At 67.3% G+C, this 12907-nt stretch carries 13 protein-coding genes; 6 read left to right on the top strand and 7 right to left on the bottom strand.

Annotated elements, in window-relative coordinates:
* Positions 1-145: 145 nt before the first annotated feature.
* From ACH0BU_RS12835 to ACH0BU_RS12820, 4 genes are all read right to left on the bottom strand, one after another.
* Positions 146-352 (bottom strand): DUF2842 domain-containing protein, encoded by a 207-nt coding sequence (locus ACH0BU_RS12835; protein ID WP_046407552.1) that lies wholly within the window; start codon positions 350-352, stop codon positions 146-148.
* On the bottom strand, positions 349-900 hold the full coding sequence (locus ACH0BU_RS12830) for a 5-formyltetrahydrofolate cyclo-ligase (RefSeq protein ID WP_125944402.1): 552 nt from the start codon (positions 898-900) through the stop codon (positions 349-351). Before ACH0BU_RS12830 ends, ACH0BU_RS12835 begins: the two co-directional genes overlap by 4 nt.
* Positions 901-1083: 183 nt before the next feature.
* Positions 1084-1566: a cell division protein ZapA gene (gene zapA / locus ACH0BU_RS12825; protein WP_125944403.1), complete on the bottom strand. Its 483-nt coding sequence runs from the start codon at positions 1564-1566 to the stop codon at positions 1084-1086.
* On the bottom strand, positions 1566-1769 hold the full coding sequence (locus tag ACH0BU_RS12820) for a hypothetical protein (RefSeq protein ID WP_136452053.1): 204 nt from the start codon (positions 1767-1769) through the stop codon (positions 1566-1568). The genes zapA and ACH0BU_RS12820 overlap by 1 nt, the downstream gene beginning before the upstream one ends.
* A 159-nt stretch (positions 1770-1928) precedes the next feature.
* On the opposite strand from ACH0BU_RS12820, the gene gap reads away from it, so the two are divergent.
* The 3 genes from gap to ACH0BU_RS12805 all read left to right on the top strand — a co-directional run bounded on the left by gap (position 1929) and on the right by ACH0BU_RS12805 (position 4631).
* The gene (gap, locus tag ACH0BU_RS12815; RefSeq protein WP_046407557.1) at positions 1929-2933 is read left to right on the top strand and encodes a type I glyceraldehyde-3-phosphate dehydrogenase; all 1005 of its coding nucleotides are present in this window, start codon (positions 1929-1931) and stop codon (positions 2931-2933) included.
* Positions 2934-3036: 103 nt separating this feature from the next.
* Positions 3037-3516: an MOSC domain-containing protein gene (locus tag ACH0BU_RS12810; protein WP_331386555.1), complete on the top strand. Its 480-nt coding sequence runs from the start codon at positions 3037-3039 to the stop codon at positions 3514-3516.
* Complete coding sequence (locus ACH0BU_RS12805; protein ID WP_500264141.1) at positions 3441-4631, top strand: phosphoglycerate kinase; 1191 nt, start codon at positions 3441-3443, stop codon at positions 4629-4631. The genes ACH0BU_RS12810 and ACH0BU_RS12805 overlap by 76 nt, the downstream gene beginning before the upstream one ends.
* A gap of 63 nt (positions 4632-4694) precedes the next feature.
* On the opposite strand, the gene ACH0BU_RS12800 is transcribed toward ACH0BU_RS12805, so the two are convergent.
* The 3 genes from ACH0BU_RS12800 to ACH0BU_RS12790 all read right to left on the bottom strand — a co-directional run bounded on the left by ACH0BU_RS12800 (position 4695) and on the right by ACH0BU_RS12790 (position 7948).
* Positions 4695-6311 carry a choline dehydrogenase gene (locus ACH0BU_RS12800; RefSeq protein ID WP_500264140.1) on the bottom strand — a complete coding sequence of 539 codons (1617 nt, stop codon included), beginning with the start codon at positions 6309-6311 and terminating at the stop codon, positions 4695-4697.
* A 108-nt stretch (positions 6312-6419) separates the two neighbouring features.
* Positions 6420-7379: an NADPH:quinone oxidoreductase family protein gene (locus ACH0BU_RS12795; protein WP_125944409.1), complete on the bottom strand. Its 960-nt coding sequence runs from the start codon at positions 7377-7379 to the stop codon at positions 6420-6422.
* On the bottom strand, positions 7376-7948 hold the full coding sequence (locus tag ACH0BU_RS12790; protein WP_500264139.1) for a TetR/AcrR family transcriptional regulator: 573 nt from the start codon (positions 7946-7948) through the stop codon (positions 7376-7378). Before ACH0BU_RS12790 ends, ACH0BU_RS12795 begins: the two co-directional genes overlap by 4 nt.
* Before the next feature lie 95 nt (positions 7949-8043).
* Between ACH0BU_RS12790 and ACH0BU_RS12785 the strand changes: the two genes are divergently transcribed.
* From ACH0BU_RS12785 to ACH0BU_RS12775, 3 genes are read left to right on the top strand one after another with little or no spacing between them, the layout of a single operon-like run.
* Positions 8044-9303 (top strand): acetyl-CoA C-acetyltransferase, encoded by a 1260-nt coding sequence (locus ACH0BU_RS12785; protein ID WP_046407569.1) that lies wholly within the window; start codon positions 8044-8046, stop codon positions 9301-9303.
* 58 nt (positions 9304-9361) lie between these two features.
* Positions 9362-10960, top strand: a complete 1599-nt coding sequence (locus ACH0BU_RS12780; protein ID WP_500264138.1) for an acyl-CoA synthetase — start codon at positions 9362-9364, stop codon at positions 10958-10960.
* Positions 10957-12549 carry an AMP-binding protein gene (locus tag ACH0BU_RS12775; RefSeq protein WP_500264137.1) on the top strand — a complete coding sequence of 531 codons (1593 nt, stop codon included), beginning with the start codon at positions 10957-10959 and terminating at the stop codon, positions 12547-12549. The genes ACH0BU_RS12780 and ACH0BU_RS12775 overlap by 4 nt, the downstream gene beginning before the upstream one ends.
* The last annotated feature ends 358 nt before the right edge of the window (positions 12550-12907 follow it).

Below are 12907 nucleotides of genomic sequence, written 5' to 3'. Positions count from 1 at the left end.
GATCGTCCGAACCACGATATAGCGGAACAAAGACGGAACATAAAGCGCTGAAGTCGGCGAAGGCCGGCCTGTCTCCGGCTAAATTCGGCCAGCGATCGCCCGAGCGTGGCCAGCAGTCGGGAAGAACCGCCCCGCGGTGATCAGGTCAGCGCCAGCGGCCGGTTTCCATCCAGCGCAGCAACGGCTTGAGCGGCGCGATCCAGATGATGCCCGCCACCACGTAGAACAGCGCCTGCACCAGCGCGTGCCATTCGCCGACGGTGCCGGAAAGGCTGACGATCAGCGCGCACCAGACGGTGATGAGAAGGAGGATGGCGAGCATTCCCACCGGCTTGCGCCAGGACGGCGTCATGACGTGATCCATTCCTGTTCGGTGATGATCGCGTGGAGCGGGACGTCCCACGGATCGACCGGGAGCCGTTCGACCTCCTGCACCGAAAAGGCAACCCCGATGCGGTGCGCATTCGGGTAGGCGGCAAAGGCGCGATCGTAATGGCCGGCACCCTGGCCGAGCCGGGCGAGCGTCCGATCGAACGCGACCAATGGTGTGAGGATCAGGTCGGGCACCCGTTCGGGCGCATCGGCGTCGGGCTGGCGAAGGCGGAACGGGCCGGTCGCGAGCGGCGCGTCATGCTGCCATTCGAGGAAGCGAAGCGGTGTTTCGCGATCAATCACATGCGGCAGCGCGATCCGGCATCCCGCCGCGCGCGCCGCGCTGACCAGAGCGGTGGGATCCGCCTCGCTGCCGACGGGCACATAGCTGGCGACGATCATTCCCGGCGCGAGCAACGCGGTGAAGGGCGGTGGCGGTGCGATGATCGGCGGATGAGGGCCGAGCGCCTGGCGCGCAGATCGGGCGGCGCGGCGCAGCGCCTGCTTGTCCAGCGGCGCGTCGTTCATGATGCACGGGGGCGGGTGACGGGACCGCCATGGCCGTTTGCCGGGATATCCACTGACGCCCAGTACGTCAGGTGGGGACCATGTGCGTCGGGCCAGGGCCCGGGCAGGGACAGCCCCCATGGATGATGAATAGCCTCAGGGATAAGTCTAGGCTCGTACCGGGCAGTACCCGTCACGACCAAACTAGTCATTCGGGGCGGGTTGCTCAAGGGCCTCCGCCAATCCTTCCAACCGTTCGGCGATTGCGACGAGCGTATCGAGGTCGACCGCCTCGGCCTGCGCGCTGTCGGATGGAACGGACGGCGTCGCCAGCTGCGCCGCCTGATCGTTGAACTGCGCGGTTTGCGCATCGAGCAGGGCGGATTGTTCCTCCAACTGCGACGCCTGCGCATCGAGCAGCGCCGATTGCTCCTCGATCTGGACGGATTGTGCCTCCAGCCGGGTGGCCTGATCGGCGAGCTGCGCCTGCGCCTCGCTCACCTCGTCGGCGAGCATCAGCGCGGTGAGGAGCAGCGCCTGCGGGATGCCGCCGTCGCCGGCCGCGCGCAGCGCCTGCGGCCAGCGTTCCGCCACGATCCGGCCGAGGCGCTGCACCTCCGCCTCGCCGCCCTCACGCGTGTTGACCGTCCAGCGCGTGCCGCCGATGTCGAGGGATACGCGCGCCATCAGCGATCGCCCTCCGGCGCGGCATCGCCAGTGCTGTCCTGATCAGTGGCGTCCTGCGCGGCGACCAGTGCGTCGATCGCGGCGACCGCCTGCGCGACCTCGCCGCGCAAGGCGGCGTGCCGCTTGCGCAATGTCTCGGTCTGCTGCTCACGGCTGTCCATGGCCGCCTCGATGCGCCTGATCGCGGCATGAATCCGCGTCACAGCGTCGCTTTGTGTCATGGGACCGGATTAGGATCGCGGTGCCGCAACGGCAACCCCCGGGCTTGTGCGCGTAACCCACAGCTGGCGGCCGTCCGGTTGACGCATCATGCTTCTCTTGCGACAGCGCGCCAAAATCTGAACGAGAGGTGAGTCGGCATTATGACGAAGGTTGCGATCAACGGCTTCGGCCGCATCGGACGCTTGGTGGCACGTGCGATGCTGGAGCGCGGCGGCAGCGATCTCGAACTGGTGGCGATCAACGATCTCGCCGATGCCAAGTCCAACGCATGGCTGTTCAGCCGTGACAGCGTTCACGGCAAGTATCCGGGCACCGTCGAGGCGGTCGGCAACGACCTGGTCATCGACGGCAAGCACATCCGCGTGACCGCGGAGCGCGACCCGGCGAACCTGCCGCACAAGGAACTGGGCGTGGACCTGGTGCTGGAATGCACCGGCTTCTTCACCGATCGCGCATCGTGCGAAAAGCACATTGCGGCGGGCGCCAAGAAGGTGCTGATCTCCGCCCCCGGCAAGCATGTCGACCTGACCGTCGTCTATGGCGTCAACCATGACAAGCTGGAGGCCGGCCACACGATCGTGTCCAACGCATCGTGCACCACAAACTGCCTGGCGCCGGTCGCCAAGGTGCTGAACGATGCGATCGGCATCGAGCGTGGCCTGATGACCACCGTTCACGCCTATACCAACGACCAGAAGATCCTCGACCAGATCCACCCGGACCTGCGCCGCGCACGCGCCGCCGCGATGAGCATGATCCCGACCACCACGGGCGCGGCGCGCGCGGTGGGCGAGGTGCTGCCGGAGCTGAAGGGCAAGCTGGACGGTTCGGCGATCCGCGTGCCGGTGCCGGACGGCAGCCTGGTCGACCTGACCTTCACGCCGAAGCGCGACACCAGCGTCGAGGAAGTCAACGCGCTGCTGAAGGCGGCGGCGGAAGGCCCGATGGAGGGCGTGCTGCACTTCTCCGACGAGCCGCTGGTGTCGATCGACATCGTTCACACGCCTTATTCGTCGACCGTCGATAGCCTGGAGACGGCAGTGATCGACGGCAAGCTGGTCCGCGTGGTCAGCTGGTACGACAATGAATGGGGCTTCTCGAACCGCATGGTCGACACCGCGACCCTGATGGCGAAGCTGGGCTGATCCGTCGGGCCGCCCCGGCGCCACGCCGGGGTGGTCACGCGATACGCGCATGGCAAACGGGATCCTTGTTGGAATCGCGCGCCATGCGCGATCGCGAGCACCCATGGAGGTGTTGACCAATGCCGAGGTGACGCCCGAGGGCGGCATCGTCGGTGATTTTCGCGGCGCGATGAAGGGCAAGCCGTACAAGCGGCAGATCACCCTGATCGAGCGCGGCGACTGGGACCGGGCGATGGCGGAAGTCGCGCACGCCATCGGCTGGGAAGAACGGCGCGCGAACCTGCTGGTCGACGGGTTCGACCTGCCGCAGACGGCGGGCTGCCGGGTGCGGATCGGCGCGGACGTGATCCTGGAGATCACGCGCGAATGCGATCCGTGCGAACGGATGGAAGCGCTGGCCGACGGGTTGCGCGCGGCGCTGACCCCCGATTGGCGCGGCGGTGCGTGCGCGATGGTGATAAAGGGCGGCCATATTGCCGTCGGTGATGCAATCAGGATCGAGGAATCATGGCCAAGTCATTCCGGACGCTCGACGACATCGGTGACATCCGCGGAAAGCGCGTACTCGTCCGCGAGGACCTGAACGTTCCCTTCGCCGACGGGCAGGTGACCGACGACACGCGGCTGCGCGCCACCGTGGCGACGGTCAGCGAGCTGGCCGACAAGGGCGCGATCGTGCTGATCCTGGCGCATTTCGGCCGGCCCAAGGGCGTGCCGAGCCCCGAATTGTCACTGGCGCAGATCGTGAAGCCCTATGAGGCGGTGCTGGGCCGCCCGGTGCGCTATGTCGATTGGGAAGGCGATGCGGCGAATGTCGCGATGCTCCAGCCGGGCGATATCGCGGTGCTGGAGAATACGCGCTTCTTCGGCGGCGAGGAAAAGAACGATCCGGCGGTGGTCGATCGCTTTGCCGCGCTGGGCGACATCTACGTCAACGACGCCTTTTCGGCGGCGCACCGCGCGCACGCCTCGACCGAGGGGCTGGCGCACAAGCTGCCGGCCTATGCCGGTCGGGCGATGGAGGCGGAGCTGGACGCGCTGCAGAAGGCGCTGGGCGAGCCTGAGCATCCGGTGGCGGCCGTGGTCGGCGGGGCCAAGGTGTCGACCAAGCTCGCGGTGCTGAAGCACCTCGTGGGCAAGGTCGATCACCTGATCATCGGCGGCGGGATGGCCAACACCTTCCTGGCGGCGCGCGGTGTCAATGTCGGCAAGAGCCTGTGCGAGCATGACCTGACCGGCACCGCGGACGAGATCATGGAAGCGGCCGATCGCGCCGGCTGCACCGTGCATCTGCCCTATGACGTGGTGGTCGCCAAGGAGTTCAAGCCGAACCCGCCGACGCGCACGGTGAACGTGCATGAGGTGGCCGCGGACGAGATGATCCTCGACGTCGGGCCCGCCGCGGTCGAGGCGCTGGGGGACGTGCTGAAGAATTGCCGCACCTTGGTATGGAACGGGCCGCTGGGCGCGTTCGAGACGCCGCCGTTCGATGCGGCGACGGTCGCGCTGGCCAAGACGGCGGCGGCGCTGACGGTTGACGGCAGCCTGGTATCGGTCGCCGGCGGCGGCGATACCGTCGCGGCGCTGAACCATGCCGGCGTGGCGGACGATTTCACCTTCGTCTCGACCGCGGGCGGCGCGTTCCTGGAATGGATGGAAGGGCGCGAGCTGCCGGGTGTTGCGGCGCTGATGCGCTGACGAAACTGATGCGCTGACGAGACTGGCCGCTCCCCGGACATGATCCGGGGAGCGGCCGATCGGTCAGGCCGCGAGCGCGGCCGGCCGCTCCACGCCGCGGATCATGTCGGCGGCCTTCTCCGCGATCATGATCGTCGGTGCATTGGTGTTCGATCCCACCAGCGTCGGCATGACCGAGGCGTCGACCACGCGAAGGCCAGTGAGGCCGCGCACGCGCAGTTTCTCATCGACCACCGCCATCGGATCGCCATCGGTGCCCATCTTGCACGTGCCGACGGGGTGGTAGATCGTTTCGGCATTGGCGCGGATCCAGGCGTCGATCTGATCGTCGGTCTGGACGTCGCGGCCGGGCGCATATTCGGCGCCGCGATAGGGATCGAGCGCCGCCTGATAGGCGATTTCGCGCCCCATATGGACGCAATCGCGCATGACGCGGCGGTCCACCTCACTCGCGAGGTAATTGGCGTAGATCAGCGGATCGGCGGTCGGATCATCCGAGCCGATGGTGATGCGGCCGCGGCTCTCCGGGCGCAGCTGGCACAAATGGAGCGAGAAGCCGTCCGACTTGATGCGCGTCTTGCCGTGATCCTTCATGATCGCGAGCACGCCGTGGATCTGCACGTCGGGGCGCGACAGCCCCTCGCGCGAGCAGAGGAAGGCGCCGGATTCGAGGAACTGCTGACGCCCGAGCCCGGTGCCGCGCAGGAGATATTCGAGGCCGACGCGAAGCTGCCCCAGCCCCTTCGTCTGCGAATAGGCGGTGAGCAGGCCCTTGCTGTGCCAGCTCATGATGATGTCGAGATGGTCCTGCAGATTCTCGCCGACGCCGGGGAGGTCGTGGACCGGGCGTACGCCGACCTCGCGCAGCTGCGCGGCGTTGCCGATGCCGGAGAGCTGGAGGATCTGCGGGCTCTGCACCGCGCCGGCGCACAGGATCGCCTCGCCCGCCACCTCGACCCGCTCGGGCTGGCTGCCGTGGAGGTAGGTGACCGCGACCGCCCGGCCGCCCGCGACGACGATGCCGGTGGTGCGCGCGTCGGTGATGACGGTCAGGTTCTTGCGGTGCTGCACCGGGCGCAGATAGGCGGCGGCGGTGGACCAGCGCTGGCCATTGGCGATCGTCAGGTCGTAGCGGCCGAAGCCTTCCTGGTCGGCGCCGTTGAAATTGTCGCACGAGCGGTAGCCGGCCTGCACCCCGGCCTCGACCAGCGCGTCGTGGAACGGGCTGTCGCTTTCACCCGGCGAGACGGTGAGCGGGCCGTCCGCGCCGTGATGGTCGCCGCCGCGGTGATGCCCCTCCAGCTTGCGGAAATAGGGCAGGACATCGGACCAGGACCAGCCAGCCAGCCCCATCTGGCGCCATTCGTCGAAATCCTGCGGATGGCCGCGGGTGTAGACCATGCCGTTGATCGAGGAGGATCCGCCCAGCCCCTTGCCGCGCGGCCACCACAGGCGGCGGTTGTCGAGATGCGGTTCGGGCTCGGTCCAGAAGCCCCAGTTGTGCTTGCCCTTGGCCTTGATCAGGCTGCCGACCCCGGCCGGCATCCTGACCAGCAATTCCTTGTTGGGGCCGCCCGCCTCGAGCAGGCAGACACTGACCGCGGGATCCTCACTGAGCCGTGCCGCCAGCGCGCAGCCGGCCGAACCCCCGCCGATGATGACGTAATCGAAACCGGGCATCTTGCCTCTCCACTTTTTTCTGTTCTGCGATCCCGTTGGGCGGGATTCTTGTTGGCTTGATGATGCTATTGAAGTCGCGGTGGCGATGCCAGCCCGGACGTGGCCCGTTCAGGGCACGAGGACGATCTTTCCCACCATGTCGCTGCGCGCCATCGCGTCGAACGCGGCGCGCCAGTCGGCCAGCGGATATTCGGCATGGACGCGCGGGCGGATGCGGCCTTCGCTGGCGAGCGCCCAGATCGCTTCCTGGTTCTCGCGGCCCTTGTCGGGGAATTGCCGGCCATATTCGCCGGCGCGCACGCCGATGACGGAGAAGCCCTTGATCAGCGGCATGTTGGTCGAGACGCTGGCGATGCGGCCGGAGGTGAAGCCGACCACGCACAGCCGGCCGCCAAAGGCGATCGAGCGGACCGATTCGTCGAATACGTCACCGCCGACCGGATCGTAAATCACGTCAGCGCCGCCTCCGGTGAGTTCCTTCACTGCGTCGCGAAAACCGGGGGCGGGGAGGGTGGCGTCGACGCCATATTCCTCCGCCAGCACGGCGAGCTTCTCGGGCGAGCGGGAGGTGGCGATGACGCGCGCGCCGAGCCCCTTGGCGAGATCGACCGCCGCCAACCCGACGCCGCCGGTCGCCCCGTGGACGAGCACCCATTCGCCCGCCTGTACCTTCGCCAGCCGGACGAGCGCGACATAAGCGGTGAGATAGGCCGCGCCAACGCCGGCGGCCTGGGCAAAGGAGAGGTGCGGCGGCTTGGGGCGGACCGCGGCTGCATCGACCAGCACCATGTCGGCAAAGCCGCCGAGCCGCGTGCCGGCGACGACTGCGTCGCCCGGGGTGAAGCCGTCGCCGTCGATGACCTCTCCTGCCACCTCCATGCCGGGGGCGAAGGGGAGCGGTGGTTTCAGCTGATATTCGCCGCGGGTCATCAACAGGTCGGGGAAGTTCAGCGCCGCGGCCTTGACGCGGATCAGCACCTTGCCCGGCGTGGCCACGGGATCGGGCACGTCACGAAGCGCGGTGCCCGACAGGTCAGGCGAAAGCTGTGAGACGACCAATGCCCTCACGGACGCGCCACCAGGATGTCGAGCAGGGATTCGAACAGGCTCGACATTTCAAGGTGCGGGGCGTGCACCTTGCTGAGGCCGAGGGTGATGAGGCCGTAGGCGCGTATCTCCGCCTCCTCGCGGCTGAAGCCAGTGGCCATGAGGTTCCGGGCGAGGAAATCGAGCATCAGTTCGTCATGGCGTTCCACCGCGACACGGGCGCGCGGGTCGCTTTCCGCCCAGGCGCGCATCGCCACCGCGATTCGCGACGAGCCGCGCCGGCGCACCGTCTGCCCGAGCAGCCGGATGCGGTCGATCGGTTCGGGCGTGGCGCGTTCGAGCGCGGCGATGAGATCGCTGACCTGATCCTCCGCGAAATAGGCCGCGAGCTTCCCCTGGTAATCATCGAAGTCGCGGAAATGGTGATAGAAGCTGCCGGTCGAGACCTTCAGCTCCTCCGCCAAGGGGCGCAGCTTGAGCGCGCGCAGCCCGCCGCGGCGCAGCAGCGACGGACCCGCCTCCAGCCAATCGCGTGGCGTGAGATCGGTTGAGCGCGGCGCAACCACCGGTGCTGAAGCGGCGGGCGGCACGCTTGACATCCTGTCTACCATAACGAAGGTTATGCCGGAAATCCGCGTCGGTAAAGGGCCGGTCGGGGTGAGATTCTTGGAGAGGTTTGGAAGCAATGGCCGACGCTTACATCATCGACGCCGTCCGTACGCCGCGCGGGATCGGGAAGCAGGGCAAGGGCGCGCTGGCGCACATGCACCCGCAGCATCTCGCCGCCACCGTGCTGAAGGCGCTGAAAGAGCGCAACAACCTGAACACCGCCGAGGTGGACGACATCATCTGGTCGACCAGCTCGCAGCGCGGCAAGCAGGGCGGGGACATGGGCCGCATGGCGGCGCTGGACGCGGGCTATGACGTCAAGGCGTCGGGCACCACGCTGGACCGGTTCTGCGGCGGCGGCATCACCGCAGTGAACTTCGCTGCGGCGCAGATCATGAGCGGCATGGAAGACCTCGTCATCGCCGGCGGCACCGAGATGATGAGCCTGACCGCGGCGATGAGCCAGGAGGACATGGAAAGCGGCAAGCCGCCGCTGGGCATGGGCTCGGGCAACGAGCGGCTGAACCTGAGCCACCCGCAGTCGCACCAGGGCATTTGCGGCGACGCGATCGCCAGCATGGAAGGCTTCACCCGCGAGCAGCTCGACAATGCCGGCCTGGAAAGCCAGCAGAAGGCCGCCAAGGCGATCGCCGAGGGCCGGTTCAACAAGTCGATCGTGCCGGTGCTGGACGACGAGGGCAATGTGGTCCTCGACCATGACGAATTCCCGCGTCCGCAGACCACGGCGGAAGGGCTCGCCAGCCTGAAGCCGTCGTTCGCGGCGCTGGCCGACATGCCGTACAACAAGGCGGGCGACACGTTCCGCAAGCAGATCAACCGCAAGTATCCGGATCTTGAGATCCAGCATTTCCACCATGCCGGCAATTCGTCGGGCGTGGTCGACGGCGCGGCGGCAGTGCTGCTCGCGTCCAAGGAATATGCCGAGAAGATGGGCTGGAAGCCGCGCGCGCGGATCGTGGCGATGGCGAACGTCGGCGATGATCCCACGCTGATGCTGAACGCGCCGGTGCCGGCGGCGAAGAAGGTGCTGGAGAAGGCGGGCCTCACGAAGGAGGACATCGACCTCTGGGAAATCAACGAGGCCTTCGCGGTGGTTTCCGAGAAGTTCATCCGCGACCTCGAACTGCCGCGTGACAAGGTGAACGTGAACGGCGGTTCGATTGCGCTCGGCCACCCGATCGGCGCGACCGGATCGATCCTGATCGGCACCATCGTCGACGAGCTGGAGCGCCAGGAAAAGCGCTATGGCCTGGTCACCATGTGTGCCGCAGGTGGCATGGCGCCGGCGATCATCGTCGAACGCCTGGCCGCCTGATCACAGCAGAAGCAAGACCGCGAGCGGGCCGAGAGCGCCCGCCGCGGCGGAGAGAATGATGACGCACCCGTACAAACATGCCGCCGCCACGCCCGACAAAGCCGCCTATGTGATGGCGGGGACCGGCGAGACGGTCACTTTCGCCCAGCTCGATGCGCGCGCGAACCAGGGTGCGCATCTGATCCGATCGCTGGGCCTGAAGCGGGGCGACGCGATGGCGATGATGATGGACAATTCGCCGCGCTATTTCGAGGTCGCCTGGGCGGCCGAGCGCGCCGGCGTCTATCTTACCTGCATCTCGTCCAAGCTGATGGCCGGCGAGGCGGAATATATCGTCCGTGACGGCGACTGCCGCGTGTTCATCGCGTCCAAGGGATGCGCCGTCTGTGCGGAGGCCGTGCTGCCGCTGATCGGCGATCTGGTCCATTACATGGTCGACGGTACGATCGAGGGTTATCAGAGCTGGGAAGAGGCCTGCGCCAGCCAGCCGACCACCCCGATCGCCGATCCGTCGCCGGGGCAGATCATGCTGTATTCCTCCGGCACGACCGGCAAGCCCAAGGGCGTCCGCTTCGCATTGCCCGAAGAGCCCTATGGCGAGAATGTCTCCCCGCTGATGATGATCGGGCAGGGGCTGTACGGCTTCAATCCGGACATGGTCTATCTGTCGCCCGCGCCGCTGTATCACGCCGCGCCGCTGCGCTGGTCGATGGCGGTGCAGCAGTTGGGCGGCACCGTGGTGGTGATGGAACGCTACGATCCCGAAAAGGCGCTGGAAGCGATCGAGACGTACAAGGTGACCCATGCGCAATGGGTGCCGACGCACTTCATCCGTATGCTGAAACTGCCCGAGGACGTGCGGCGGAAGTATGACGTCTCCTCGCTGAAGGCGGTGTGGCATGCCGCCGCGCCGTGCCCGATCCCGGTGAAGGAGGCGATGATCGAATGGTGGGGCCCGATCATCGGCGAATATTATGCCGGGACCGAGGGCAATGGTTTCCACAACATCCTGTCGCCCGAGTGGCTGACGCACAAGGGATCGGTCGGTCGCAACCTGACCACGATCACCCACATCTGCGACGAGGACGGCAATGAAGTGCCGCCGCGGACCGAGGGCACGATCTATTTCGAGGCGCCGGTAACGGACCTGAACCCGACCGGGGCGGCGCCGTTCAGCTATCACAACGATCCCGAGAAGACGAAGGACAGCACCAACGCCAAGGGCTGGACCACGCTGGGTGATGTGGGCTGGATGGACGAGGAGGGGTATCTCTACCTCACCGACCGCAAGAGCTTCATGATCATTTCGGGCGGGGTGAACATCTATCCGGCCGAGATCGAGAACCTGCTGATTACGCACCCCAAGGTCGCCGATGTCGCGGTGATCGGGGCGCCGCACGAGGAGATGGGCGAGCAGGTGGTCGCGGTGATCCAGCCCAAGGATCCGGGCGCGGATGAGGAAGCACTGGCAGGCGAGCTGGCGGAGTTCGCCCGCGCGAACCTTAGTCACGTCAAATGCCCGCGGCGGTGGGATTTCCGCGCCGAGTTGCCGCGGCATGACACGGGCAAGCTCTACAAGCGGCTGCTGCGCGACGAATATTGGGGCAAGACGAAGCCCGCCGAGACAGCGCCGGCCCCTTCGGAGCAGGCGGCATGAGCTTCAACTTCGGTGACCTGATCGAGGCGGTGGAAGCCGCAGTGCCGGGTGACCGGGTGGCGCTGGCCCATGGCGAGCAGGTGATCGACTGGGACGGGCTGCGGGTCCAGTCGAACAACCTGGCGCGCGCGCTGATCGACCGCGGGCTGAAGCCGGGCGACCGCTTCGCCTTCTACGCCTATAATTCGGCCGATTATCTGGTCGCGCTGATGGCGTGCTGGAAGGCGCGGGGGACTCACGTCAACGTCAACTACCGCTATGTCGCGGAGGAGCTGGCGTACATCCTCGCCGACAGCGACGCGACGGTGCTGGTCTATGATGCGCGGCTGCGTGATTGCGTGGCCGATGTGGTGGACCGCTCGCCGCATGTGCGCAGCTATGTCGAGATCGGCGGCGATCCCGGAAGTCTGCCGCCCTTCGCCGAGGCGTTCGAGGATCTGGTCGCCGGCGATGGTGCGCCGGTGCAAATCGCGCGCGATCCGCAGGACCGGTTCTTCATCTATACCGGGGGCACCACGGGGATGCCGAAGGGCGTGGTGTGGAGCCATGCCGACCTGAACGCGATCGCGCATGGTGCGGCGGCGGCGGCGGGGCTGCCGGTGCCGACGACGGTCGAGGAGGCGGCCGCGATGGCGGCGGCGAACCCCGATTATCCGCGCACCGTCTGCGGCCCGCCGCTGATGCACGGGACGGGGCTGCTGACGTCCTATGGCTCGCTGCTCGCGGGCGGGTTCGTCGCGACGCTGCCGAGCCGCAGTTTCCAGCCGGAAGAGGCGCTGGACGCGATCCACCGCTGGCAGGCGAACCGGCTGGTGGTGGTGGGCGACGCCTTTGCACGGCCTATCCTGGAGGCGCTCGACGCCGAGCCCGGCCGGTGGGACGTGTCGGCGATGCGGCTGATCAACTCGTCAGGCGTGATGTGGACGCAGGGCGTGAAGGACGGGCTGATCCGGCACATGCCCGAGGCGACGTGCCAGGACAATTTCAGCTCCTCCGAGGCAATCGGCATGGGCGTGTCGCTGACCACCAAGGACGGGACGGTCGAGACGGCCAAGTTCGTGGTCGGCCCGCGGTGCCGCGTGCTCGACGATGACGACAAGGATGTGGTGCCGGGGTCGGGCGTCACCGGCAAGGTCGTGCTGGGGCCGCCCAATCCGGTGGAATATCACAAGGACCCGGAGAAGAGCGCGCGCACGTTCCGGCTGATCGACGGGGTGCGCTACACCGTGTCGGGCGATTATGCGCAGGTTGCGGAGGATGGCAGCGTCATCCTGCTGGGCCGTGGTTCCGCCTGCATCAATTCGGCCGGCGAGAAGATCTTCCCGGAGGAGGTGGAGGAAGCGCTGAAGCTGTGCCCGAAGGTGGACGACGCGCTGGTATTCGGTGTGCCCGATCCGAAATGGGGGCAGGCGGTTGCGGCGGTGGTGCAATCCGCCGGCTTCGACGAGGATGCGGCGCGCGATGTGCTGCGCACGCGGCTGGCAGGGTACAAGCTGCCCAAGACGATCATCGCCACCGACCAGTCGCTTCGTGCGCCCAACGGCAAGGCGGATTATGCCAAGGCAAAGGCGCTGGCGGGCGTTGCTTGACAGGGTCGGGCGGGGCGTTGCGCCTGTGCGCAGGGCCGCCCCGCCAGTCATTGCCATGTAACGGCGCGGGGGGCGCCAATCCTTTCATAATGCTGTCTGCTGCATTCAGCCGGTATTCGCCACGGCTCGCCTAATGGTTCGTCATAGGCAGGGTCGGCGAAGTGTGCCGGCGATGGAGTAATCAAAGATGGCCAGGAAGTTCATGGCGGCACTGATGGCGGCCGCGGCGCTGGTGCCGGGTATCGCGACCGCGCAGGATCGTGGCGGCGACCGCGGCGGCGATCGCGGGCGGCGTGCCGAACGCCCGCAGTCGGGCGGCGGCTGGCAGGCTCGCCAGGGCGGGCAGCCTGGCGGCAGC

Origin of the sequence: Sphingomonas olei, assembly GCF_045369765.1 — a bacterium.
In the GTDB taxonomy this organism is placed as follows: domain Bacteria; phylum Pseudomonadota; class Alphaproteobacteria; order Sphingomonadales; family Sphingomonadaceae; genus Sphingomonas; species Sphingomonas panaciterrae.
The sequence above is the reverse complement of the archived record's forward strand: the minus strand, read 5'-3'. Positions and strand labels throughout refer to the sequence as shown.

Coding starts and splice junctions, on each gene's coding strand:
- ACH0BU_RS12785 (WP_046407569.1), top strand. CDS start 8,044: ATGGCCGACGCTTACATCATCGACGCCGTCCGTACGCCGCGCGGGATC.
- gap (WP_046407557.1), top strand. CDS start 1,929: ATGACGAAGGTTGCGATCAACGGCTTCGGCCGCATCGGACGCTTGGTG.
- ACH0BU_RS12805 (WP_500264141.1), top strand. CDS start 3,441: ATGGCCAAGTCATTCCGGACGCTCGACGACATCGGTGACATCCGCGGA.
- ACH0BU_RS12800 (WP_500264140.1), bottom strand. CDS start 6,311: ATGCCCGGTTTCGATTACGTCATCATCGGCGGGGGTTCGGCCGGCTGC.
- ACH0BU_RS12780 (WP_500264138.1), top strand. CDS start 9,362: ATGACGCACCCGTACAAACATGCCGCCGCCACGCCCGACAAAGCCGCC.
- ACH0BU_RS12810 (WP_331386555.1), top strand. CDS start 3,037: ATGGAGGTGTTGACCAATGCCGAGGTGACGCCCGAGGGCGGCATCGTC.
- zapA (WP_125944403.1), bottom strand. CDS start 1,566: ATGGCGCGCGTATCCCTCGACATCGGCGGCACGCGCTGGACGGTCAAC.
- ACH0BU_RS12830 (WP_125944402.1), bottom strand. CDS start 900: ATGAACGACGCGCCGCTGGACAAGCAGGCGCTGCGCCGCGCCGCCCGA.
- ACH0BU_RS12775 (WP_500264137.1), top strand. CDS start 10,957: ATGAGCTTCAACTTCGGTGACCTGATCGAGGCGGTGGAAGCCGCAGTG.
- ACH0BU_RS12835 (WP_046407552.1), bottom strand. CDS start 352: ATGACGCCGTCCTGGCGCAAGCCGGTGGGAATGCTCGCCATCCTCCTT.